The following is a 22,262-nucleotide window of genomic DNA, read 5'->3' as shown; positions in this document are numbered from 1 at the left end:
TGTCGTTTTATTGCTTTTACCTAATCCATTTCTTCCTCAAAATACTCCTCTTGAAAACCAATGAGATACAATTTACTCTTTGCACGTGTCATCGCGGTATACAACCATCGCACGTAATCTTGATTAATTCCCTCTGGCAAGTAGGGTTGTTCAATAAAAACCGTATCCCACTGCCCACCTTGTGATTTATGACAGGTAACTGCATAAGAAAATTTCACCTGCAAAGCATTAAAGTATTCGTTCTCTTTTACTTTTTGGTTCTTTTTGTACTTAGAAATCTCATCCTCATAATCCAACAATACTTCTTGATACAAGCGATTGCTCTCTTCATAGGTCAAGGCTGGTGACTCACTTGTCAGGGTATCCAATAGAATAACCGTATCAAAAGGAATCATCTCATCGTAATCAATCATGCGAATGCGCACTGAGGCAAATCGGAAACCATAAAGTTCAATCGTTTTGTAAATCTGTAAGATTTCAATGATATCTCCATTGGCTAAAAAATCAGTCACTGTCGAATCTTTTAACCAATAGTAATTGTTTTTTACTACCATCAACAAATCGCCTGCTGCTATTTCACTTTCTCGATCTAAAATGCGCATTCGAATTTGCTGATTATACGCATTGGCACGTTTATTTGATCGAACAATAAACATCGTTTCTTCTGGTCCAGCATTAGAATAAGACGAATAAATAGCATCTTGGATATCATAACTATCCGTTAGGCGAATTATATCTTTAAAACCGTATAGATTAAATTGAAACGTATCCATAAAATGAGAGTCCAACAACATACGCAATTCCGTTGCATTATAAAGAATACCCGAATCTTCCTCTTGACGCATTACCTCATCCAATTCAATATGATGAATGGGCATATTGTAGTGAAAACTCAATTGATCGGTATCTAAAGCAGGACTCACAGTCATATTGATGGGAGGAAGCTGCGCAACATCTCCGATTAAAACTAACTTGCAGTTTTGGCCTGCATATACGTAGTAAATCAAATCATCCAACAGCGATCCATGCGGATACATGCTACTATCTCCCGCAGATCCATCGCCAATCATCGAAGCTTCATCCACAATAAAAATTGTGTTCTTATGCTTATTTTGACGCATCGTATATTGCATGCCTCCGCCATTTTTTAATGGTTTAGGGTAGTAAATATACTTGTGAATAGTAAACGCTGGACGTTGTGCATAGCTGCTAATCACCTTCGCTGCACGTCCAGTTGGTGCCAGCATAACTGCGTATTTCTGAATCGAACGCAACTGATTGACTACGACAGATAATAACGTCGTTTTTCCCGTACCTGCATATCCCTTTAAAACAAACAACTCATCTTGCTGATCTGCGGTGATAAATTCCGCTATTTTCTGTAAGAAAATATCTTGTTTTAACGTCAGTTCGTACGGAAATTGATGTCGTAATACCTTGTAAAATTCAGTTCCTCTCATGTTCTTATTCTCCTAAATACACCTAAAACATCAAAGATACTAAGCTTTTTAGCCCAAGACTAATATACTCCCTTAAAATTGCTTAAATTTGTCCTTCGCATTCGCTAGTAGAAATTTAGCGCTAAAAAACTATGGAGCAAAGCTTACACAAACTTATCATTCAGGTTTCTCTTCAGAAATTTACGTTTATCGTTCAGCATATTGAATCGAAACAAGTTCTCCATTTTGTCTCAGAAGGACTCAACCAAAACAGAACAATTGAAGATCAGTTACATAGTCTCTTTGCTAAACATGAAATCTTAGCTTCTTCTTTTGAGGATATTTTAGTTTTACACGACAGCAATCTCAATACATTTGTACCTACCGCTCTGTTTGATGAACAAGCCTTAGGATCGTACTTACAGTACAATACCAAAGTATTTTCTACCGACTTCTTCGCCTTTGATGAGTTGACAGATAAAAACATCAACAACGTATATATTCCCTACGTGCAAATCAACAATTTCCTGTTGGATAAACTAGGAGAATTTACCTATCAAAACATCAATACCGCTTTAGTTCATTACGTATTAGATTTGTCTACTATACCGAAAGAAATGGAAGTGTATGCACACGTGCAAAAAGATCACTTTGAACTCATCGTTGCACAAGAAGGAAACTTAATTTTATTTAATTCCTTTTTATATAACACGGCTCAAGACTTTATCTACTACTTATTATTTGTATACGAACAGCTCAAATTAGATCCAGAAACAGTTGCTTTAAAACTGTTAAGTCGCATTGACAAAGATGACAGCTTATTTGAACAAGCCTATACCTATATTCGACATGTGGAAATTTTGGAGGAACAAGCAACCCTTGCCCCTTCTCTCCTATTGCATTATCAAGTACCCAAACAACATTATATTTTATTCCATCTATGAGAATTATTTCAGGAAAATTAAAAGGAAGAAGACTGAGTCCACCTAAAAACTTACCTGTTCGCCCTACAACAGACATGAGTAAAGAAGCTTTGTTTAACATTTTAAACAATCACTTTAATTTCACTGAACTACAACAAGTCTTAGACTTATTTGCAGGTACAGGAAGTATTAGTTATGAGTTTGCTTCGAGAGGTGTGGAAAATATTGTCAGCATTGATGCGGATTATGGTTGTGTCAATTTTATTAAGAAAACAGCAAAAGACTTTGAATTAAATATCGTTCCTTACAAATCGGATGTCTTCAAATTTCTTGAAAAACACCAAGGAACCTATGATATTGTTTTTGCGGATCCACCTTATGATTTCACTCAAGAACAATTTGAAAAAATCATTACCGATATCTTAAACAACAACATCTTAGACGAAGAGGGAATGCTGGTAGTAGAGCATTCTAAATTCACTAAATTAGAGCACTTGCCTCATTTTTCATTTGAGAAAAACTACGGAGGTTCTGTCTTTACTTTTTTTGAATATACAACTGAGGAAGAAGATACAGAAGACTAAAAATACAGAAGAGACTATTCTATAGAATAGTCTCTTCTGTATTTTTATCATTTTTACTTAACTCCCTACGAGAAAGATATATAAATATCTAAATCTCAAGAGACCTATTGCTTTTTTCAGACAGCTTCTTGTCTTATCTACTCATTCTTTACTGCATAGGAGGTTTTCCTGTTCCATCCCAAAGCGGTTGCTCTCCATTCAATTTTCGTTCTAAATTATCGCGTTCTAATTGAGTCATTAATGAATTATCACTTTTATAAACTCGATCATCAATTAAAACTCTTGTCCCATTTGGATTACTTTTGTACGGAATATAATATGTATTAACATAGCTCCTATCTAATTCGAACAATTGGCTATTATCGTAAAAAACGGAACCATCTTTTTTAGTGAGTATAGGTTGTCCATTTACACTAAAGGCATAGGAATCATATAACATAATTGAATTAAAATCAAATGCTCCAAGTGTCAAGTAGTTTTGGGTTACTCGATCAAAATTATGTCTATTTTCATTGGCTATGTTCGCAACATTTACATCAATATACGTATCTCGATCGGGTCTAGATTGCTCATGAAATAAACCTAAAGCATGTAAAATTTCATGCATTATCGTTTTCGAATTAAAGGATACTAGATTAATTATTTGTTGTCCGCCAACACTGCCTATTTGAGAATTATTGACATTACTACTATAAAAAGTAATATAATTATAATTAACACCTAGACTAGGATTACCTGTAGGTTCTCCTGTTGCGTTATAAAATCTAATATTAGTTAATTCTTGCAATTCATTCATCGCCTGCTGAATAGCGGCTATCTGAAGTGTATTCAGGTTAGAATCAAAAGTAAATCGAACCATTGCCCAATGGGTTCCTTGTGGCAATGCAACAACTTTAGTGTCATAAAAATCTTCCAGTTGCTTTCCGCTTTCCAATGGTAATCCCAAAGGAACTATTCCATATTCAGGTTTAAAAACTCCCTTATATCTTGGTTTATTTTTAAATGCAAAACATCTCCATATTGATCTAAGCCTTGTAGTTGCTTATCTGACAACACTAAATCCCCTAAATAAATATACTGATTATCCGTTTTTTCAACACGGGCTCCTGATGTTAAAGTCAAAACTTTTGTATTTTCATTTTTGTCATAAACTAGATGCTTCTCTTCTTCGTAAGTTGAGCAACGAACATAAACGAGAATCAATAAAAAAAGTACAATTATCTTCTTCATAACTCATTATTTTTTAATGTTAATATTTTTCTTTTCTAAAAATAGAACAAAAAAACACAACACCTTGAAATACAATTGAATAAAGTAAGGAATAGGTGATTTATATTTTATTTTTAAATACTTTTTTTAGACTTAAGTAATGTGTACATCAAAATCTCAAGTATACACAAAAAAAAAGATTGACTTGCATTCAAGTCAATCTTTTTATTCTTATACATTGATTTAAAAATAAATGCAGATCTATAAGCCGGATTCTGTATGCACCGAAGTGCACCCTTATCATTTATCCAGGCCATCAATTACTCAATGGCTCTATCTGCCTACCCCTAAAGCATCGGGCGAGCAGCCCTCGAACGCTAAATATACATGACATTTCACCGTATAGAGTTTACCTGATTTCACTACAGCCTTACCTGTACATCCTTTCTGTTGCACTTGTCCTCACGAATTGCTCCGCGGATGGGTGTTACCCACTATACTGCCCTATGGTGTCCAGACTTTCCTCTCGTTTATTGCTAAACCAGCGATAAGGCGATCTGCATAAGAATGCAAAAGTACAGCTTTCCACGAGAATGTAGATAAACTATTTACTTTATTTTTTATCTATTATGGAATCCACTTTTTAGGGAAATTTGGCTTGCGTTTCTCTAAAAAGGCATTGCGCCCTTCTATCGCTTCTTCTGTCATATAAGCTAAACGAGTCGCTTCTCCTGCAAATACCTGCTGTCCTACCATTCCATCATCTGTCAAGTTCATCGCAAACTTCAACATTTTAATCGATGTTGGTGATTTAGCCAATATTTCTTGTGCCCATTCATACGCTGTATCTTCTAACTCATCGTGTGGAATCACAGCATTGACCATTCCCATTTCAAACGCTTCTTGGGCAGAATAATTTCGTCCTAAAAAGAAAATCTCTCTGGCTTTTTTCTGTCCTACCATTTTAGCTAAATACGCCGATCCGTATCCGCCGTCAAAACTTGTCACATCAGCATCAGTCTGCTTGAAGATAGCGTGTTCCTTACTCGCTAAGGACATATCGCAAACCACGTGTAAACTGTGACCACCTCCAACTGCCCACCCCGGTACTACCGCAATAACAACTTTTGGCATAAAGCGAATTAAACGCTGTACTTCTAATATATTTAAACGATGCATCCCATCTTCTCCTACGTATCCTTGATGCCCTCGTGCCTTTTGATCTCCTCCACTACAAAAAGAATAAATACCATCTTTTGGAGAAGGCCCTTCTGCCGAAAGCAACACTACTCCTATTGACGTGTCTTCTTGCGCATCGTAAAAAGCACGATACAACTCACTCGTTGTCTTAGGTCTAAAAGCATTTCGAACTTCTGGTCGATTAAACGCAATACGAGCTACTCCATCACACTTTTTATAGGTAATGTCTTCAAACTCTATTGCCGTTTTCCATTCTATCTTACTCATATCTTTTACTATTTGCGAGTAAAATTACTGTTTTTTTACTTCATATCTAAACAAAGCTCCAGAGAATCCCTCTCCTCTTCTATCCACTCCTCTCAATAAAATTAAATCTTCAATCTTTCATTTAGCTTTTTTCAAAAAGAAGAGAAATTCCCCCTAACAAATGCCCCTTTTTTTGGGGAATATCTAAGGCCAATCGTGTACTTCCAATTTTTTTATGTTCAAATTGAAAGTTTAGCTAGATTTTCCTTTGATATTCGATAACTTTTACTAATTTGGTTTTTTCTAAAAAAAATCCCTACAAAGACAGCAAGACTAATGAATACCAAACTCGCAATCGCTTTAGTTAGCCTAGTAGCTCTCGCTTCTTGCAAAAAGCAACAAGAAGCCTCTATGGATTTAGCCTTGAACATGCCTATCATCAAAGAACACAATGTTTTTATTGATAAGCCATATGAATCGTCATTTCAAGAACTAAAACCCGAATACATCCTTGAAAAAGGACAACAAATTGAAGATTTCTACAATCAATATATCAAAAAAAGCGGATACACCGGAAGTTTTTTAGTAGCACAAAACGGTAAGATTTTATATGAAAATTACTCGGGTTATGCTAATAAGAGACAAAATGAAGCCATTACAGAAACCACTCCTATTCACGTAGCTTCCGTAGGTAAAGTAGTTACAGCTGTAACTATTTTGCGCTTAGTACAAGAAGGCTTATTGAGCTTAGATCAGCCCGTTTCGGAAATTATTGATGGCTTTCCGTATGATAATATCACAGTGCGTACCTTATTAAGTCACCGCAGTGGTTTAAAATACTACGGTTATTACCCCAACAAATGGTCCAATCAAAATGTGATTACCAATGACCATGTGATTGAAGTAATCAACAGTAAAACCGTATCCTTAGACTTTAAACCTAATACGCGTTTTACCTATAGCAACACCAATTATGTTGTACTTGCCTCTATCGCTGAAAAAGTGACAGGCAAAAAATTCAAACAAGTGGTACGAGATCTAATCTTTGACCCTCTAGAAATGAACCACAGTTTTGTCTTTGATGACATAACACACAAAAATCAAGTAACCCAATCTTATAATTCAAACTATCGCGAAATGCATTGGGATTATATGGATGGAACCTATGGAGATAAAAATATCTACACTACGCCAAGAGATATGCTCAAATTAGATACAGCCTTATACTCAGACGACTTTTTAAATGCTGACCTAAAAATGCAGATGACAGAAGGATATAGCTTTGAAAGTAAAGGTACACGTAACTACGGTCTAGGTTTGCGTTTAATCAAAATGAAAAACGACAAAAACTACACCTATCACAATGGTTGGTGGAGAGGGAATACTTCTTCTTATATTCGCTTAGCTGATTCGAATGCTTGTATTATCCTATTTTCAAACAAATATTCGAAATTAACGTATAAGACTATCGATTTATCTCATTATTTAGGAGATTATCCTGTCGGAAATGTTGAGTTGTAATTTACATTACAACTCTTTTTTTTACGCTATGTCACATTGTATATTCCATGCAAAAGTAAAAGGTCATCAAGGGCGAATTACCTTCGTCCCTACTAATCATTCAAAATGCGCTTGATATCTTTATTATCCCCGTAAATAACCATGATATCGCCTTTATGCAATACCGTATCATACGAAGCTATTCCTTGTACTTCGTGTATTTTACGCTGAGCGCCAAAGAAATTGCGCTCTTCGCGGACTTTTAACGTGGTAAGTACTACTAAGTTGTAATTGGTTCTAAAACCAATCTCTTCAAGTGTTTTGTTAGCAAAACGATCTGAGATTGTAATTTCTACAATACTATAACGTCCATTGATTTCATAAGAATCTACGACTCCTTTGATGCATAATTTTTTTGCCCAACGTTCGGCTGTTTCTTCTTCTGGATGTACAATCTCATCCACGCCAATCGCTTGTAGTACATTTTCGTGCAAAGGAGTAATAGCGCGACTAATTAGTCGTTTGACATTCAGATTCTTCAATACAGCGGTCGTCATAATATTTGCCCCTTGATCTTCTCCAATTGCAACAATCACGATATCCGTATTGGCCAAAGGCAATCCTGCAACCAAGTACTGATCGGTTGAATCGAGACAAATTGTATGCGATACTTTGTCTTTATTTGCATCTACACGAGCCATGTTTTTATCAACTCCGATGACTTCATTTCCTTGTTCGGTCAACTTCTGGGCTAGAGATGCACCAAAATTTCCTAATCCGATAATTATATATTTCATCCTAATCTTTTCTCTTAGTTAATCAAAATTTCTTCCGTTGGATACCTGTAATTGGTTATCGTTTCTTTTTTGCTAATCGCTATTAAAATAGTCAAGATACTTACTCGACCAACAAACATCAGCATAATCAAAGTCACTTTACTTGGGTCAGCCAATTTCGCAGTAATTCCCGTACTCAATCCTGCTGTACTATAAGCAGAAAAGGCCTCATAAGATAGGCGAATAATATCAATATTCGGTTCAAAAAAAGTCAAAGCAAATAAGGCTATACCAATAATAAACAAAGATAAAAAGATAATAGCAAAAGCTCGTCTCACAGCAGATTCATCTACCTCTCTTCGGTTAACTTCGATTCTGGTTTTCCCCTTCATTAAAGCCCAAATATTCAATAGCGCAATGGCAAATGTTGTTGTTTTAATTCCCCCACCAGTAGAAATTGGAGAAGCACCAATCCACATTAAAAGTATGAGGATTAAAAACGTCGGAACGGTAAATAGATTATTATCCACAGAAGCAAATCCGGCAGTACGCGGTGAAGTAGCCGTAAAAAAGGCCACGACTACCTTTCCAAACCCTTGATGTTCAGATAGCGTATTGTTGTATTCTAAACAGTAAACAAGCGCTGTTCCTCCTACAATCAAACCCGCAGTTGTGATTAAAATAATTTTCGTACTTAGATTAATAACCCTAGGTACATAAAAACTAGCTTCTTTTAAACTAAAGGGAAGTAATCGATCAACAATTAAATGTTTAATGTATTTGTATACGTTATAGACAATAGGAAATCCCAATCCTCCCATAATAAACAACCCCGCAATAATCAATTGCAACGGATAATTAAATCGATACTCTAACGTGTAGAGGTTTTCAGGTAAGGTTGAAAATCCAGCATTACAAAAAGCAGAAACTCCGTGAAAAATCGCAAAGAAAATGCGTTCAAATAACGAGTCAAACACCTGATTTCGAATACTGATAAAAATAGCAATCATTCCGATGAATTGAATAATTCCCGAAATAATCATAATGCGTTTTAATGTACCGAACACATCCCCTAATTTATCGATAGACGACATATCTTTTAGTACCAATTGATTGCCATAAGAGGCTTTTCCTCTAAAGAAATAGCTAAAGTAACTGGCGATTGTCATAATTCCCAATCCTCCACATTCCATTAAAAAGATCATTACAGTTTTGCCAAAAAAAGTAAACTGACTTCCAATATCTACTGTCGATAACCCCGTAACACATACGGCACTTGTCGCAGTAAACAAAGCATCTATATAGCGTAAACTCCCTGGAGTTACTGTCGCTTTAGGAAAAGAAAGCATAAAGGCTCCAATGAAAATAATCAATAAAAAACTGACAATAAACAGTTGTGGTGGCGTAAGTTTGGTCTTCTTCAGATTGAGCTGTAACATAGAAAATTCACGCACAAGCATAATGAATACAGCAAAGAAAATAACAGCATTGCTATCAAAAAAACGATTCGTATGTTCGGGTTGCCAGCGAACAACAACTAACGTCAAAAATAAGAGTATGCTAAATATATCAAATAATTTAACGCCTAAACTAGGGAATTTCTTTTGTCGAAATGCTTGGTAATAGCGATAAACGATAATAACCATACCAAACGTTAAACACACATTGTATAAATGGTGTAAATGCTTGTGGTAATCATTCAATGTATTGAATCCCAAATCGAAAATCAGGACAAACAAAGAGATAAAGCTGAGTAAAAATGGCAAGCGAACTAAAAAGTACTTAATTTTATTTAGAACGACATCCTTGATATAAAACAATGGCATAGCTACAAGACTAATTCTTCAAAAAGTTGATTAAATGTTTGCGTTGCATCTACTGTTAACCCGCAATGGGTAGGCGAAACCTGAAGGCATGAGCTCTTTGTAGCAGCCAACCATCGAAAGCGCTCAGCAGCGTCAAACCCACTAATGGGACTTGCTTCTGCTTCTGCTTGGGCAATCGCAATAAACGCTTGAATGTGTTTTTCTAATACATCCATGTCAATTTCTGTAGTAAAACACGCTAGTTTTTCGCGGTTTAAAGCATACTGTCCACGTAGCGTTCGCTTCTGCTTACAAAAAAGTAGAAGTCCAATATTAATAAACTCCTCACGTTCTACTCGAGGAACAAAACGAATTACTGCATACTCATACACCACCATGACGAACCTTTTTTGCTTCATTAACAAATAGCATCGCATGATCGCGTCTTACTTGTAAGAACTGATAATAAACGGCTCTTATTTCTTCTGGATTGAACTCCGATTCTTCCCACGTCAACCAATCTACAGGAATTTGTTCTACAATACCTTGTAAAACCTCATCCGTCAAAATACGAGTAAACACCTCGTTTACTTCGTCTAATTGAGAAGCTTTCGTCAAAAGCACATGATCCTTAATCAAAGTAAAGGGAGTCAAAGCACTTTTCTCCCAATTGGTAAACGAATGATGAAAATAAAAAGAAGCACCATGATCAATCAACCATAATTCTTTATGCCAAACTAACATATTGGTATTGCGAAAGGTACGATCAACATTGGTAATATAAGCATCCAACCAAACTACCTGAGAAGCCAAGGTTTCCTCTACTTCATAAGCTTGTGGATCAAATGTCAATGCCCCCGATAGAAAATGTAATCCCAAATTCAATCCTTGACTAAACTTGAGTAAATCTTGTATTTCCTCATCAGCTTCTGTACGTCCAAACGCTTCATCCAACGTAGCAAAAACCAATTCAGGCACCGGCAATCCTAAGGTTTTAGCCAATAGTCCACCTAGCAATTCGGCGATTAACGCCTTTACACCGTGTCCGGCGCCACGAAACTTAATGACATATTTAAAGCCATCATCGGCATCAGCTAAGGCAGGTAAAGAACCTCCTTCTCGCAAAGGAGTTACATAACGTGTAACCATTACACTTCTCAAATCAAGCGATTCTTTCATCAATTTATGTTCTTATTTATTCAAAAGACTTGTTCAACTAAAAGTAAGCTTTCTGTTGGGTTTTGCCAAATCCCGCTTATTCTAAAAGTAAAAAAGGGATAAATCCCTTCTTTCTATTCTGTCGTAAACGATAACGTTATTGCTGTTAATCAGCCCTATTTCATTGTTATTTTGGCGTTAGTCAAAATCTTTCTCAATACCCCTTGCTGCTCTTTTGTCTTTAAGTTGAAAATCTCTCTCACTTTGCCATTATTCAACTTCACTACTGCTTTTGTAGCTAAGCCCTTTGGCATTTTCACATACTTAATTGCAACCTTATCCAATTGCTCTGCCGCTGTTTTAGTCAAAAAGTTTTTATAAGCTAAAAACAAAAATACAGCCGCAATAATACAAAAGACGTAATCCATTTCTTTAGGGCTCTTCCAATCCGCCATAAATAAGCGCACCAAAGACATGCCCAATATAACAGCAGACATCAAACGAGAAGATGTCAGTCTTCCTTTGTAATTATCCTGAATAATCAGTTGTTTAGTCTCATTATTAAATGACAGCATAAGTATATTTTTTTTATTGTATTCAATCTGACAAAGTTAAGTATTTAACTTTGAAATTGCGCTTTTTTAACCTTTTTACAAGAGATTCTCTCCGCTGTACCTACCGGTGAATTACACTTAGTATTCCTTGGTAAAAATAGCGTCAAAAATAGGCAGCGGCCTATCGTCATTTTGTTCTAATAATTGCTTCAACAACGGAACATACCCCTTGTACAATTCCGCATATTCAAAGACAATTTGCTTGTTTTTCATAATGTAACCATCGTAAAAACACAGATGGGTCTGCCCTATCTTATTGACTACTCCAATTTTTAAATACGGGTGTTTACGGCTAAACGACGCTATTTTATCCTCCAAAAAAAACACAGAAACATTAAAACCGGTCCAGCATATTTCGTCTACATTGACAGATAACAACAACAGCGAATTCCCTTCATAGGCGACAACCTCCATCGTTGCGAAGGGAAATAAAACATTTAACTCATCCGTAAAAGCTTGCTTATTTTCTGCATGTAATACGATAACAACATAAAGGATTTCCATAGACTAACATCTTTTACTTAAAGCTAAACAGTAAAAATGTTAATTCCTTATTTTTAACCTTATGAAATGGTTATTATTTTATTATGGAAAAGAAAAAAGGGAAAGAAGAACGTTTTTCACCTCTCTTCTCTCCCTTTTTCTCTTTCCAATCAGTTATGTATTATCGAACTAATTTCTTGTATTTCAAACGCGTTGGAGCAACATCTCCTAAACGCTTCTTGCGGTTTTCTTCATATTCAGAGAAAGATCCTTCAAAAAAGTACACTTGAGAGTCTCCTTCAAACGCCAAAATATGCGTACAAATACGGTCTAAGAACCAGCGGTCGTGGGAAATTACTACCGCACATCCTGCGAAATTCTCCAACCCTTCCTCTAATGCACGCAGTGTATTAACGTCTAAGTCGTTCGTAGGCTCATCCAGTAACAATACGTTTCCTTCTTCCTTTAAAGTCATCGCTAAGTGTAAGCGGTTGCGTTCTCCTCCTGATAAAGTAGCGACCTTTTTATTTTGATCTGATCCACCGAAGTTAAAGCGACTTAAATACGCTCTTGAATTTACTTGACGACCACCCATCATAATCAATTCTTGACCATCACAGAAATTTTCCCAAATTGATTTTTCAGGATCAATATTAGAATGCGACTGATCGACATAAGCGATTTTCACAGTATCTCCAATAGCAAAAGTACCCGCATCTGGTGTTTGCTCGCCCATCACCATACGGAAGATTGTTGATTTACCAGCCCCGTTTGGTCCAATAATTCCAACAATTCCGGCTTGCGGTAATGTAAAGTTTAGGTTGTCATACAACAACTTATCTCCAAAAGCCTTCGCTACACCTTTTGCTTCGATTACATTCGTACCTAAACGAGGTCCATTTGGAATATAGATTTCTAAATTCTCTTCCAACTGTTTTTGATCCTCATTTAATAATTTATCGTAGTTCTGTAACCTCGCTTTTTGTTTGGTTTGACGTCCTTTTGCTCCCTGACGTACCCAGTCCAATTCGCGTTCTAATGTTTTACGGCGTTTTGATGCTGTTTTTTCTTCTTGCTCTAAGCGTTTTGATTTTTGGTCTAACCAAGAAGAGTAATTACCTTTCCAAGGAATACCTTCTCCTCTATCTAGTTCAAGAATCCATCCCGCTACATTATCCAAGAAATAACGGTCGTGCGTTACGGCAATCACCGTTCCTGCATATTGTTGTAAGTGTTGCTCTAACCAATGTACGGACTCTGCATCCAAGTGGTTGGTTGGCTCATCCAAAAGTAATACATCTGGATTTTGCAACAACAAACGACATAAAGCTACACGACGACGCTCTCCTCCTGACAACACTTTAATTGGTGTGTTTGGATCTGGAGTACGCAAAGCATCCATCGCAATTTCTAATTTCGTATCCAACTCCCATCCCCCAACAGCGTCAATCTTATCTTGTAGTTCTGCCTGTCTATCCATTAGCTTCTGCATTTTATCTGCATCTTCATAAACCTCTGGTAAACCAAACATATCGTTAATCTGATTAAATTCATCGAGAATAGCCACAATCTCCGCAGCACCTTCTCTAACAATCTCGATTACCGTTTTCTCTTCATCTAATTCTGGTTCTTGCTCTAAATACCCCACAGTATAACCGGGTGCAAATACTACATCCCCTTGGTAATTCTTATCAACACCAGCGATGATCTTCAATAACGAAGATTTACCTGAACCGTTAAGACCCAAAATACCAATTTTAGCCCCGTAAAAGAAGCTCAAATAAATGTCTTTTAAAACTGTTTTGTTTGTAGATGAGTACGTTTTGCTCACCTTCGACATGGAAAAAATTACCTTTTTATCGTCTGACATAAAGTAAAAAATTGATTGAATAATGATATGATGACGATATTGCTACTCACCCCGAGCAACAATAAATCCATCGAATACCCCAAAAATACACAATAATACGGAGATAAGAAATATTTTTCCTTATAGTGAAAAAACATCAACACTCCTAAAAAAAACAAAGTGCTCCAATTGTCTTACTTTTTTCGCGCGCGCCCCCCTACATCCAACATCAATGTTCACCTCTCCTACTTCTTTTTGCCCTTTACTTTTCTTCTCGCCCCTGCATCTAGCGAACTTATTTAGTTGCATTTCTGCCTTATTTATTTACTCCCTTTTCAAAAAAAACAAGAAAACAAACACAAAGAACTGAGTAACAACAATATAAAATCTTAATATTTTTATCAATATTTAATCTAAATAAAAATAATATAGAATACATTTGCGATATCATTAAATAATCAATTATGTTTATCAAAAAAATTATCAATTCAGCAGTTATTTTACTGCTTAGCGCTTTTGTTTTCGGTTGTAGTAGTGATGATTCAACAACAGAAGAACTAACCTTAACACTTAAAGCGAGTACTGAACGCATTTTACTTGGAGAAGACGTTTCTTTTGTTGTTTCTGACAACAAGGGGAAAGTAATCACAGATGCGACTATTCTAGTTGACAACAAAGCTATTGTGGGCTATACGTATAGAGCACCTGCAGCTGCAATATACCAAGTGGTAGCGACGAAACGCAACTATCAAAACAGTGCTCCTATTAGCATCACCGTTGCAAAAGAAACATTAACCATAAAAGCCAACAAAGAGGTGGCAAAGGTTAATGATATACTTACGTTCTCTGCTCTTAATAGCGAGCAAACAGACCTGACAACAGGAGTTATTTTTTACGTTAATGCTAAACCTATTACAGGCAATACCTATACCGTTAAAGCAACAGACATCCCTCTTCTCAAAGTTTACGCAGAGCGAACGAATAGTAAATCCAATGAAATTGCCATTCAAATAGAGCAAGAGCAACACAACCTAGCGCAACTAATCCATGGAAAATGGAAATTAGAAAATGCTGCTTCACACGATATTATCTATAATTTTTATGCTGATGATACGTTCAACTTTGTATACTTCGGTACATTAATGCAAGGAGAATACAGAATACTTGGAGATAAAGTTCACTTAGATGTGATTTCTTCTGGCATGAAAATGACTGATTATTCTATTATTGAGGTTAAAAAGTATATTTCTACTAATGAATTGGATGTACAATTAACCGTATCTGGCATTCATGAACAGGGACAAGCGGGTCGTTTAATTCGTCAAAAAGAAGATGTAGCACTAGATATCCAACAGCTTATTGGTACATGGAAAGCAGAGCTCAATGGGCAAAAAGTCTTTACCGTCACATTTAACGAAAATGGATCTTGTTCTGTGATACAAGCAGAAAATACGCAGGGTATTCCCAATATTGAAACAGTTCAATATATGAGTAAATATGCTAAATATTCTGCTAATACAGTGATATTAGAAAATCGAAATGGCGCTTATACTTATTATCTAACCGTTGAAGAGTTTGTCCATTCTAATGAAATGCAAGCAACTTTATTCGAATATGTACTATTTCCACAAAAATCAACGGCATTGATTTTAAAGAAAATGTAAATCGAAGCTAATCTATATTTCGAACAAGAAGCTACTTCATTTAGCTTCTTGTTTTTTTTAAAAACAGTACCAACCGATAAGGCTTTAATTAAAGAGAAACCACATGGATGCGGTACAAAAAAAAACAAAAGCCGTAAACATGACAAAATTATGATAGCGATTAACAGGAATCGGGTCAACACCCCATAAATTAAAAACGCTAATTCCACAAGAGACAGCGAGGATAACAAGTAGAACAAGTGTAAAACCATTAAAACCAGAAGCTAGTAATTTTGTATAATCTCTCGAAGGGGTTTTAATGTCAACAATTTCTTTAAACAATAACGTACGCTGTATTGTAACCTGATCTCCACGAATGTAATCCTTATTGATCGAAAATTTTGTTCCTTTATCTGTAAGATATCGATACCCTACCACTTCTTTTGTATTACCTTGGGTCAAAAATCCATAAGACTCGATAGTTTCTTCCGTTTTTTCATGGGGCAAAAACACCAAATCCACAACGATCAAAACGCTAAAAACCAATAGCGCGATCATCACCCAGATTGCGTATTGTCTATATTTTATATCAAACATACTACTTCACTTCTTTACTACTAGCATTAACTTCTTAAAGCCTCTAAATTTCTTAAAAAAAGTTAAACCAAACAAATCTTAAGATATCAAGTGCCTTAATATGTTAAAGTTTTTTAAAATAACAACTAATAATTCAAAAACACCCAAAATAATCAAATATTTTTCACTATATTTAAAGTAATTAAAATCACGTTAAATTGTATGGAAAAATTTTTTAGAACGATCCGTTTTAAAGACCTACAAGAGCAGGATGTAGAAACAAACCCAGCTGTAGGCGAAAACTTAAATTACCCGCTGAGCGAAGCTGAAATACCAGCAGGACTGTACGTAGAGTTAGAGAAAGAAGAAATAGAGTATTACGATGAGTACGAAGAGCACTTGGGAATTTAAGCAAATAGGATCTTGTAACTGATTCTTCGTTTTGAACCAAAACGACAATCAATTACAAGATTTTTTTATTTTTACTCCTCTCCTAGATTCCACTAGTTTTCTAGCTGTGAACTCCGTTAATTGAAAGTAGAGATAGCCCTACACACGCCCTTTTAAGGCATTAAACACCCAAGCAATGGCCAAGAAGCCAACGCCAACTGCTGCAAACCCCCAACCCGCTATTTCATAGTATTTTAATGTTCCTAAGGCAATTAACACAATTCCCATTAAAATCATAATCAAGGTAGCATACCCTAATATTTTATTCTTATTTAAATTATTTGCCATTTTGTTTCTTTTAATTAAAGATTTTCATCAACATTTCTTTTAACAAATCACCTTGTGGTAGTTGAGCAGCCCCTACTCCCTTCCCTTTCAAATCTACTTCCTTTAAATGCGCAATAATTTGACTGACGCGTTTCATTGGATAGGTTCTAAACCCCAACTCATAGTCTTTGATTGCATACTGAACGACTTTCAAATTCTTCATCGCATTTTGTGGTGATTTATCCGAAAGCCCATGATACAATAAAAGCTTAGAAAAATAGGCATAAACAATTCCAATAGTCACGACAAAAGGGTTATTCTTAGGATTTTGTGCAAAGTGATTTGCAATTTTATACGCCTGTAATTGATTGCGATCGACAATCGCTTTCATCAATTCAAAATTATTATAATCCTTACTGATTCCGATATTCTTTTCGATAACTTCTGCCGTAATGGGTTGTCCCTTAGGCAGAACAAGAGTCAATTTATCCAATTCCTTGACAATTTTAGACAAGTCATTTCCCAGAAATTCAATCAACATAGCTGCCGATTTCGGATCAATACTATACCCGCGTTTTACTACCGTTTGTTGCAACCACCCTTCGAGTTTATAGTCTTTCAAGCGATTACTCTCAAAGAGAACGGCGTGTTTTTGCAAGCTCTTGTATAACTTTTTACGCTTGTCAATCGTTTTGTATTTATAACAAAATACCAATACAGTAGAAGGTTGCGGTTGATTGACATAATCGTCCAATTGCTCAATCGTCTTGGCCAAATCCTGAGCTTCCTTAACAATAATCACTTGTTTATCTGCCATTAAAGGGAAGCGCTTCGCATTCGACACGATATCTTGAATAGTAACATCTCGTCCGTAAAGTATCATCTGATTAAATCCCTTTTCTTCTTCCGTCAATACATTATTTTCGATATAATCCGCAACGTTATCAATGTAATAAGGCTCATCTCCCATCAAAAAATAAACAGGTGCAATAGTCTTATTTTTAATATTCCTTACGATTTCTTTGAGTTGTTCCAAAATATAATTTACTTAAAATTGTACTATCCGCTTAAACAAATATCTTTGTAAGATGCAAAGATTAAACTTTCCATCTTTTAATTTCCGATTCAAAAATAGTGAAAATAAGATAGCTATTTTTGATGTGATCCGTAAAAAATTTATTCTACTAACTCCTGAAGAGTGGGTAAGACAACACGTCGTTCGCGATTTGATAGAGCACAAAGGCTATCCTAGCTCGCTTATCAGTGTTGAAAAGATTGTCAAGATTAACGGCATGAACAAACGCTATGATGTAGTGGTTTTCACTCCCAACGGAAGCATTGCTATTCTCGTGGAATGCAAAGCCCCTACTGTTGCTATTACACAAGAGACCTTTGATCAAATTGCACGGTACAATTTTCAGTTGCGTGCAACGCACTTGTATGTAACCAACGGATTACAGCACTACTTCTGTCAGATGGACTATGAGAAAGAAAGTTATTTCTTTTTACAATCACTGCCAAACTACACTTCATTCACCATTGAATAAACGAAAATTATGGGAAAACAATTTGCCTTAGTGGTCCTAAATTGGAACGGGAAAAAACTTTTAGAAACATTTTTACCTGCTATGGAGCAGTTTTCACCGCAAGCAAATTTGTACGTGATAGACAATGCTTCCACAGATGGGAGTCAAGCGTTTATACAGGATAAATTTCCCGAAGTAAAAATCATTCAAAATAAAGGAAACTACGGGTATGCTAAAGGATATAACGAAGGATTAGCTCATCTAACAGAACCCATTCTCATTTTAATAAATTCAGATATTGAAGTAACGGAAAACTGGTTAACTCCAATTGCCGATTTATTTCAAGCAGATCCAACCTTAGCTCTTGTGCAACCCAAAATACTCGATTACAAAAACAAAGCGTATTTTGAATATGCAGGTGCAGCAGGTGGGTATATTGACAAATATGGTTTTCCTTATTGTAGAGGGCGTATTTTTAACAGTATTGAAAAAGATGAAGGGCAGTATAATGATATTGTAGATATTTTTTGGGCTAGTGGCGCTTGTTTATTCATCAGAAATGAGGTTTTTCAGGCCTTAAAAGGATTTGACGAAGATTTCTTTGCCCACCAAGAAGAAATTGATCTATGTTGGCGTGCCAAAAACAAGGGCTATCGCATTCAATATTGTGGTTTCTCGACGGTTTATCACGTAGGTGGTGCGACATTAAATTACGACAATCCAAGAAAAACCTATTTAAACTTTCGCAATTCCTTGATGATGTTGTACAAGAATTTACCTGCTCAACATAAATTCAGCACCCTTTTCACTCGGCTTTGTTTAGATGGAATTGCGGGGATTCGCTTTATGCTTCTATTCAAACCCCAACACTGTTGGGCGATTATTCGCTCTCATTTTGCCTTCTATAAACGCATCCCTAAACTCAAAGATAAAATAGAATTTACGAATATTAACAATTATTTCACAGAAAAATCTGTAATTTTTTCGTACTTTGTGTGTAGAAAAAAGAATTTTATCACAATTCAAAAGAAACAATAAATATTTTTTACTCGGATATGCTAGAATCTCAATGCTTTTGGTATATTTGACTCAAAATTCAATCATTTTTTTATTTATGAAAAAAGTAGTTTTAGGTTTATCAGTTTTGGCTCTTACACTTACGTCGTGTGGTACAAAACAAAAAATTGCTGATTTAGAAGCAAAGAACAAAGAAGTACAAGATTTATTAAACACTTGTACAATTCAATTGAACTCTGCACTTGCTGAGAAGAAAGTTTTATCAGACCAAGTGCACGACTTAAAGAAAAACACATCTGATTTGATCAGCAACGTAGGTAACTTAACCATGTTATCTTCTAAAGGAGCTGATAACTTAGAGAAATCTTTAGAAAGTTTAAAAGAAAAAGATTTAAAAATTACAAGATTACAAGACGCCCTTACAAAGAAAGACTCTGTGACTTTAGCTTTAGTTAAGAGCGTGAAAAAAGAAGTTGGGTTTGACGATCCAGATATCGAAGTTAACGTAGAAAAAGGAGTTGTATATATTTCAATTGCCGATAAGTTATTATTCAAATCTGCTAGTTACCAAGTAAACGATAAAGCGAAAGCTGTATTAGCGAAAGTAGCTAAAATCGCAAAAAGCAAACCTGATTTTGAATTAATGGTTGAAGGACATACAGATAACGTGCCTATCAAAAACACAATGTTTGAAGACAACTGGGATTTGAGTGTTAAAAGAGCGACTTCTATCGTTAGAGTGTTACAAAAAGATTTAGGTTTAGACCCTAAACAACTAGTAGCTTCAGGACGTGGAGAATATGTGCCTCTAGTTGATAATGATTCTGCTGATAACAAAGCTAGAAACAGAAGAACTAGAATCATCTTGATGCCAAAAATCGATCAATTCTATGACATGATCGAAAAGGAAATGAAAGAAATGAAAAAATAATCATTCTTGATATTTTTAAAAGCCACTTGTTTACACAAGTGGCTTTTTTTATTTCCTACATTTTCAAAAATATCAGCTATATATTTGTTTATTTCCGTAAAAAACAGTATTTTATTCCTCATTTTAAACCAAGTATTAATCTTATTTCTCATACTTACTGCAACTATGAACCAAATTCCAAAAAACTTTAACAATTTTGATATCATTGGTGATATACATGGCCATAGCAATGATTTAAAAAAATTATTGGGCGCTTTAGGCTATAAATTAAAAGGTCATTACTACCAACATCCCGAAAGAAAAGTGTTGTTTCTTGGCGATTACATTGATCGAGGTGTAAATGTTGTTGAAGTCTTAGAGATTGTCAAAAATATGGTGGACAACGGAGAAGCAATCGCTTTGATGGGGAATCACGAATACAATGCCATCTGCTATAATACGATGACAGCTGAGGGAACCTATTTGCGAGAACACAGCAAAAAGAACTTCAACCAACATGCCATTACCATGGCAGCCTTCATGCAGAAGCCCAATTTGTATAAAATGTACATTGAGTGGTTTAAAACACTACCTCTTTACTATGAAAATGATTCCTTTCGCGCCATTCACGCTTGTTGGGACGAAGCAAGTATTGCGTATTTAAAAACTCGTTTACTGGATCATTGTTTGACAACAGATCTCTTAGAAGAAGCAAATACCGAAGGAACTCCTTTATATGACGCAGTTGAAATAGCACTAAAAGGAAAAGAAATCGACCTACCAAACAATCAATCGTTTATCGATAAGGACGGCATCATTCGCCATTCTTTTCGAGTGAAATGGTGGGAAGAACCGCAAAAACCACATACAGTAAATACTATTAGTGCCGCTGTAATCAAACACCATACCGATGAAGCCATAGATATTCAAGCGATCAACTTCTATGCTAAAGAAGCAAAACCCGTATTCTTTGGTCACTATTGGATGAAAACAAACATCAATCAAGCACCACTTATACTAACCCCCAATACCTGCTGCTTAGATTACAGTGTTGCTAAAAATGGGCACTTAGTATGCTACCGCTATAGTGGTGAGCAGCATCTAAATTCCTCAGCCATCAATTTTATTAAAGAATACAACTAATACACAGAAGGATTCAACAAATCAATCAAATCATATTGAAAGATTTTTGGATCCTTTTTCATTGAAAATCGCTTCGTTACAAACAAAGAAAAACTTTTACTCGATAATTCGGTGGTATATCCTTCTACTTTATCGAAGTACATTGCACTTAATGAAGATCGTATACCTACGCCCCATTCTTCTCCTTGGTAGGCTAAATTAAGCGTACTCGCTATTTCTCCATTAACGTAAAAAACCGTGTTTTTAGTCTGTAAGTTTTCGTCGAAAATAGCGTTTATTCCCACACTAAAAGATGGAGAGACTAAAAGCTTGCGCCAGAGTACCCAATTGTAGGCATAGCCAATTGTAGGGCCAAAACTAAAACCGCGTCTATCATTTCCCTGTATACCTTCGAGTAATTCGGGTGTGTTTTTAATCACAGTTAAAAAACTAGATCCACCAAGTAACAAGGCTCCAGCTGATTTTTTTTGAATGTTGTTTTTATTGTTCGCTGCTCCGATAGAAAACTTATCAGAATTGAATACATACGTAAATTTCCCACCATACCTATTAATTCTCAAATCATCGAAACTAAAGTATGCTTTACGGTCTTCATCAAAGCGATAAAATCCCTTATACTGTTGAAAGTAAAAATCGACCATAAACTTCTTTCCAACTAAATGATACTGTAAATCAACAGTGGTACTTTTCCCCTTTTGTTTATCTCGCATACCTGAAAAACCCTGGTTATAACTCAGGGATGAATTTTTCCACGAGAAAGCCAATCCTATGTTTAATGGCCGATTAGGTTCAAAATTAAACTCCTTCTTCTCCTCTTGGTAGTTTAGAGATAAAAATTCTTGCATCAAACTCCCAGTTACCCCATAGGTATGTTTGTATTTTCCGATATACAACGAATCGACTTGAGCCATGCTCCAAGTACACCACAATAAGCTAATGCTTAA

Annotated in this window: 24 protein-coding genes and 1 other RNA gene; 9 read left to right on the top strand and 16 right to left on the bottom strand. The window is 35.7% G+C overall.

What is annotated here, in order from left to right; genetic code table 11:
- Window positions 1–20 precede the first annotated feature (20 nt).
- Window positions 21–1,460, bottom strand: a complete 1,440-nt coding sequence (locus tag FBR08_RS11610) for an ATP-dependent DNA helicase (protein WP_158962861.1) — start codon at window positions 1,458–1,460, stop codon at window positions 21–23.
- Between the two features lie 131 nt (window positions 1,461–1,591).
- On the opposite strand from FBR08_RS11610, the gene FBR08_RS11605 reads away from it, so the two are divergent.
- Both FBR08_RS11605 and rsmD read left to right on the top strand, forming a co-directional pair.
- Complete coding sequence (locus FBR08_RS11605) at window positions 1,592–2,383, top strand: DUF3822 family protein (protein WP_158962860.1); 792 nt, start codon at window positions 1,592–1,594, stop codon at window positions 2,381–2,383.
- Window positions 2,380–2,946 carry a 16S rRNA (guanine(966)-N(2))-methyltransferase RsmD gene (gene rsmD, locus FBR08_RS11600; RefSeq protein ID WP_158962859.1) on the top strand — a complete coding sequence of 189 codons (567 nt, stop codon included), beginning with the start codon at window positions 2,380–2,382 and terminating at the stop codon, window positions 2,944–2,946. The genes FBR08_RS11605 and rsmD overlap by 4 nt, the downstream gene beginning before the upstream one ends.
- 148 nt (window positions 2,947–3,094) lie before the next feature.
- Here rsmD and FBR08_RS11595 read toward each other — a convergent pair whose 3' ends face one another.
- The 4 genes from FBR08_RS11595 to FBR08_RS11580 all read right to left on the bottom strand — a co-directional run bounded on the left by FBR08_RS11595 (window position 3,095) and on the right by FBR08_RS11580 (window position 5,622).
- Window positions 3,095–3,880 (bottom strand): M12 family metallopeptidase, encoded by a 786-nt coding sequence (locus tag FBR08_RS11595; protein WP_158962858.1) that lies wholly within the window; start codon window positions 3,878–3,880, stop codon window positions 3,095–3,097.
- A gap of 17 nt (window positions 3,881–3,897) precedes the next feature.
- Window positions 3,898–4,176 carry a hypothetical protein gene (locus tag FBR08_RS11590; protein WP_158962857.1) on the bottom strand — a complete coding sequence of 93 codons (279 nt, stop codon included), beginning with the start codon at window positions 4,174–4,176 and terminating at the stop codon, window positions 3,898–3,900.
- Between the two features lie 227 nt (window positions 4,177–4,403).
- Window positions 4,404–4,719, bottom strand: an RNA gene (gene rnpB, locus FBR08_RS11585) — RNase P RNA component class A.
- 63 nt (window positions 4,720–4,782) lie between these two features.
- On the bottom strand, window positions 4,783–5,622 hold the full coding sequence (locus tag FBR08_RS11580; protein WP_158962856.1) for a 1,4-dihydroxy-2-naphthoyl-CoA synthase: 840 nt from the start codon (window positions 5,620–5,622) through the stop codon (window positions 4,783–4,785).
- A 315-nt stretch (window positions 5,623–5,937) separates the two neighbouring features.
- Here FBR08_RS11580 and FBR08_RS11575 point away from each other — a divergent pair, with 315 nt between their 5' ends.
- Window positions 5,938–7,122: a serine hydrolase domain-containing protein gene (locus FBR08_RS11575; protein WP_158962855.1), complete on the top strand. Its 1,185-nt coding sequence runs from the start codon at window positions 5,938–5,940 to the stop codon at window positions 7,120–7,122.
- A gap of 92 nt (window positions 7,123–7,214) precedes the next feature.
- Here FBR08_RS11575 and FBR08_RS11570 read toward each other — a convergent pair whose 3' ends face one another.
- The 7 genes from FBR08_RS11570 to ettA all read right to left on the bottom strand — a co-directional run bounded on the left by FBR08_RS11570 (window position 7,215) and on the right by ettA (window position 13,807).
- Complete coding sequence (locus FBR08_RS11570; RefSeq protein ID WP_158962854.1) at window positions 7,215–7,898, bottom strand: potassium channel family protein; 684 nt, start codon at window positions 7,896–7,898, stop codon at window positions 7,215–7,217.
- Between the two features lie 14 nt (window positions 7,899–7,912).
- On the bottom strand, window positions 7,913–9,703 hold the full coding sequence (locus tag FBR08_RS11565; RefSeq protein WP_158962853.1) for a TrkH family potassium uptake protein: 1,791 nt from the start codon (window positions 9,701–9,703) through the stop codon (window positions 7,913–7,915).
- Window positions 9,704–9,705: 2 nt separating this feature from the next.
- Entirely contained in the window at window positions 9,706–10,101 is a 396-nt protein-coding gene (locus FBR08_RS11560) for a DUF3037 domain-containing protein (protein WP_233266104.1), read from the bottom strand.
- A complete protein-coding gene (locus tag FBR08_RS11555) occupies window positions 10,067–10,861 on the bottom strand; it encodes a HipA family kinase (protein ID WP_158962852.1) in 795 nt (264 codons plus the stop codon). Before FBR08_RS11555 ends, FBR08_RS11560 begins: the two co-directional genes overlap by 35 nt.
- Before the next feature lie 155 nt (window positions 10,862–11,016).
- Window positions 11,017–11,415 (bottom strand): hypothetical protein, encoded by a 399-nt coding sequence (locus FBR08_RS11550; RefSeq protein ID WP_158962851.1) that lies wholly within the window; start codon window positions 11,413–11,415, stop codon window positions 11,017–11,019.
- 117 nt (window positions 11,416–11,532) lie between these two features.
- Window positions 11,533–11,958, bottom strand: coding sequence for a hypothetical protein (locus FBR08_RS11545; protein ID WP_158962850.1), 426 nt, complete (start codon window positions 11,956–11,958; stop codon window positions 11,533–11,535).
- A 160-nt stretch (window positions 11,959–12,118) separates the two neighbouring features.
- On the bottom strand, window positions 12,119–13,807 hold the full coding sequence (ettA, locus tag FBR08_RS11540) for an energy-dependent translational throttle protein EttA (RefSeq protein WP_158962849.1): 1,689 nt from the start codon (window positions 13,805–13,807) through the stop codon (window positions 12,119–12,121).
- A gap of 443 nt (window positions 13,808–14,250) precedes the next feature.
- On the opposite strand from ettA, the gene FBR08_RS11535 reads away from it, so the two are divergent.
- Window positions 14,251–15,450, top strand: a complete 1,200-nt coding sequence (locus tag FBR08_RS11535) for a hypothetical protein (protein WP_158962848.1) — start codon at window positions 14,251–14,253, stop codon at window positions 15,448–15,450.
- An 84-nt stretch (window positions 15,451–15,534) separates the two neighbouring features.
- On the opposite strand, the gene FBR08_RS11530 is transcribed toward FBR08_RS11535, so the two are convergent.
- Complete coding sequence (locus FBR08_RS11530; protein ID WP_158962847.1) at window positions 15,535–16,026, bottom strand: hypothetical protein; 492 nt, start codon at window positions 16,024–16,026, stop codon at window positions 15,535–15,537.
- Window positions 16,027–16,227: 201 nt separating this feature from the next.
- Here FBR08_RS11530 and FBR08_RS11525 point away from each other — a divergent pair, with 201 nt between their 5' ends.
- Window positions 16,228–16,416 (top strand): hypothetical protein, encoded by a 189-nt coding sequence (locus tag FBR08_RS11525; protein ID WP_158962846.1) that lies wholly within the window; start codon window positions 16,228–16,230, stop codon window positions 16,414–16,416.
- A gap of 138 nt (window positions 16,417–16,554) precedes the next feature.
- Here FBR08_RS11525 and FBR08_RS11520 read toward each other — a convergent pair whose 3' ends face one another.
- Entirely contained in the window at window positions 16,555–16,743 is a 189-nt protein-coding gene (locus FBR08_RS11520) for a CAL67264 family membrane protein (RefSeq protein WP_002986661.1), read from the bottom strand.
- A gap of 10 nt (window positions 16,744–16,753) precedes the next feature.
- A complete protein-coding gene (gene holA / locus FBR08_RS11515; RefSeq protein ID WP_158962845.1) occupies window positions 16,754–17,758 on the bottom strand; it encodes a DNA polymerase III subunit delta in 1,005 nt (334 codons plus the stop codon).
- Between the two features lie 52 nt (window positions 17,759–17,810).
- Between holA and FBR08_RS11510 the strand changes: the two genes are divergently transcribed.
- The 4 genes from FBR08_RS11510 to FBR08_RS11495 all read left to right on the top strand — a co-directional run bounded on the left by FBR08_RS11510 (window position 17,811) and on the right by FBR08_RS11495 (window position 21,318).
- Window positions 17,811–18,269, top strand: coding sequence for a type I restriction enzyme HsdR N-terminal domain-containing protein (locus FBR08_RS11510; RefSeq protein WP_158962844.1), 459 nt, complete (start codon window positions 17,811–17,813; stop codon window positions 18,267–18,269).
- A gap of 9 nt (window positions 18,270–18,278) precedes the next feature.
- Window positions 18,279–19,286, top strand: a complete 1,008-nt coding sequence (locus FBR08_RS11505) for a glycosyltransferase family 2 protein (RefSeq protein ID WP_158962843.1) — start codon at window positions 18,279–18,281, stop codon at window positions 19,284–19,286.
- Window positions 19,287–19,362: 76 nt separating this feature from the next.
- Entirely contained in the window at window positions 19,363–20,196 is an 834-nt protein-coding gene (locus FBR08_RS11500) for an OmpA/MotB family protein (protein ID WP_199268595.1), read from the top strand.
- 165 nt (window positions 20,197–20,361) lie between these two features.
- The gene (locus FBR08_RS11495) at window positions 20,362–21,318 is read left to right on the top strand and encodes a metallophosphoesterase (RefSeq protein WP_158962842.1); all 957 of its coding nucleotides are present in this window, start codon (window positions 20,362–20,364) and stop codon (window positions 21,316–21,318) included.
- Here the strand turns inward: FBR08_RS11495 and FBR08_RS11490 are convergent.
- On the bottom strand, window positions 21,315–22,247 hold the full coding sequence (locus FBR08_RS11490) for a DUF4421 family protein (RefSeq protein ID WP_233266103.1): 933 nt from the start codon (window positions 22,245–22,247) through the stop codon (window positions 21,315–21,317). The genes FBR08_RS11495 and FBR08_RS11490 overlap by 4 nt on opposite strands.
- Between the last annotated feature and the right edge of the window lie 15 nt (window positions 22,248–22,262).

The sequence above is a fragment of the Myroides fluvii genome (assembly GCF_009792295.1).
Taxonomy (GTDB): domain Bacteria; phylum Bacteroidota; class Bacteroidia; order Flavobacteriales; family Flavobacteriaceae; genus Flavobacterium; species Flavobacterium fluvii_A.
Note: the sequence above shows the minus strand (reverse complement) of the source record. Positions and strands in the feature narration are given on the sequence as shown.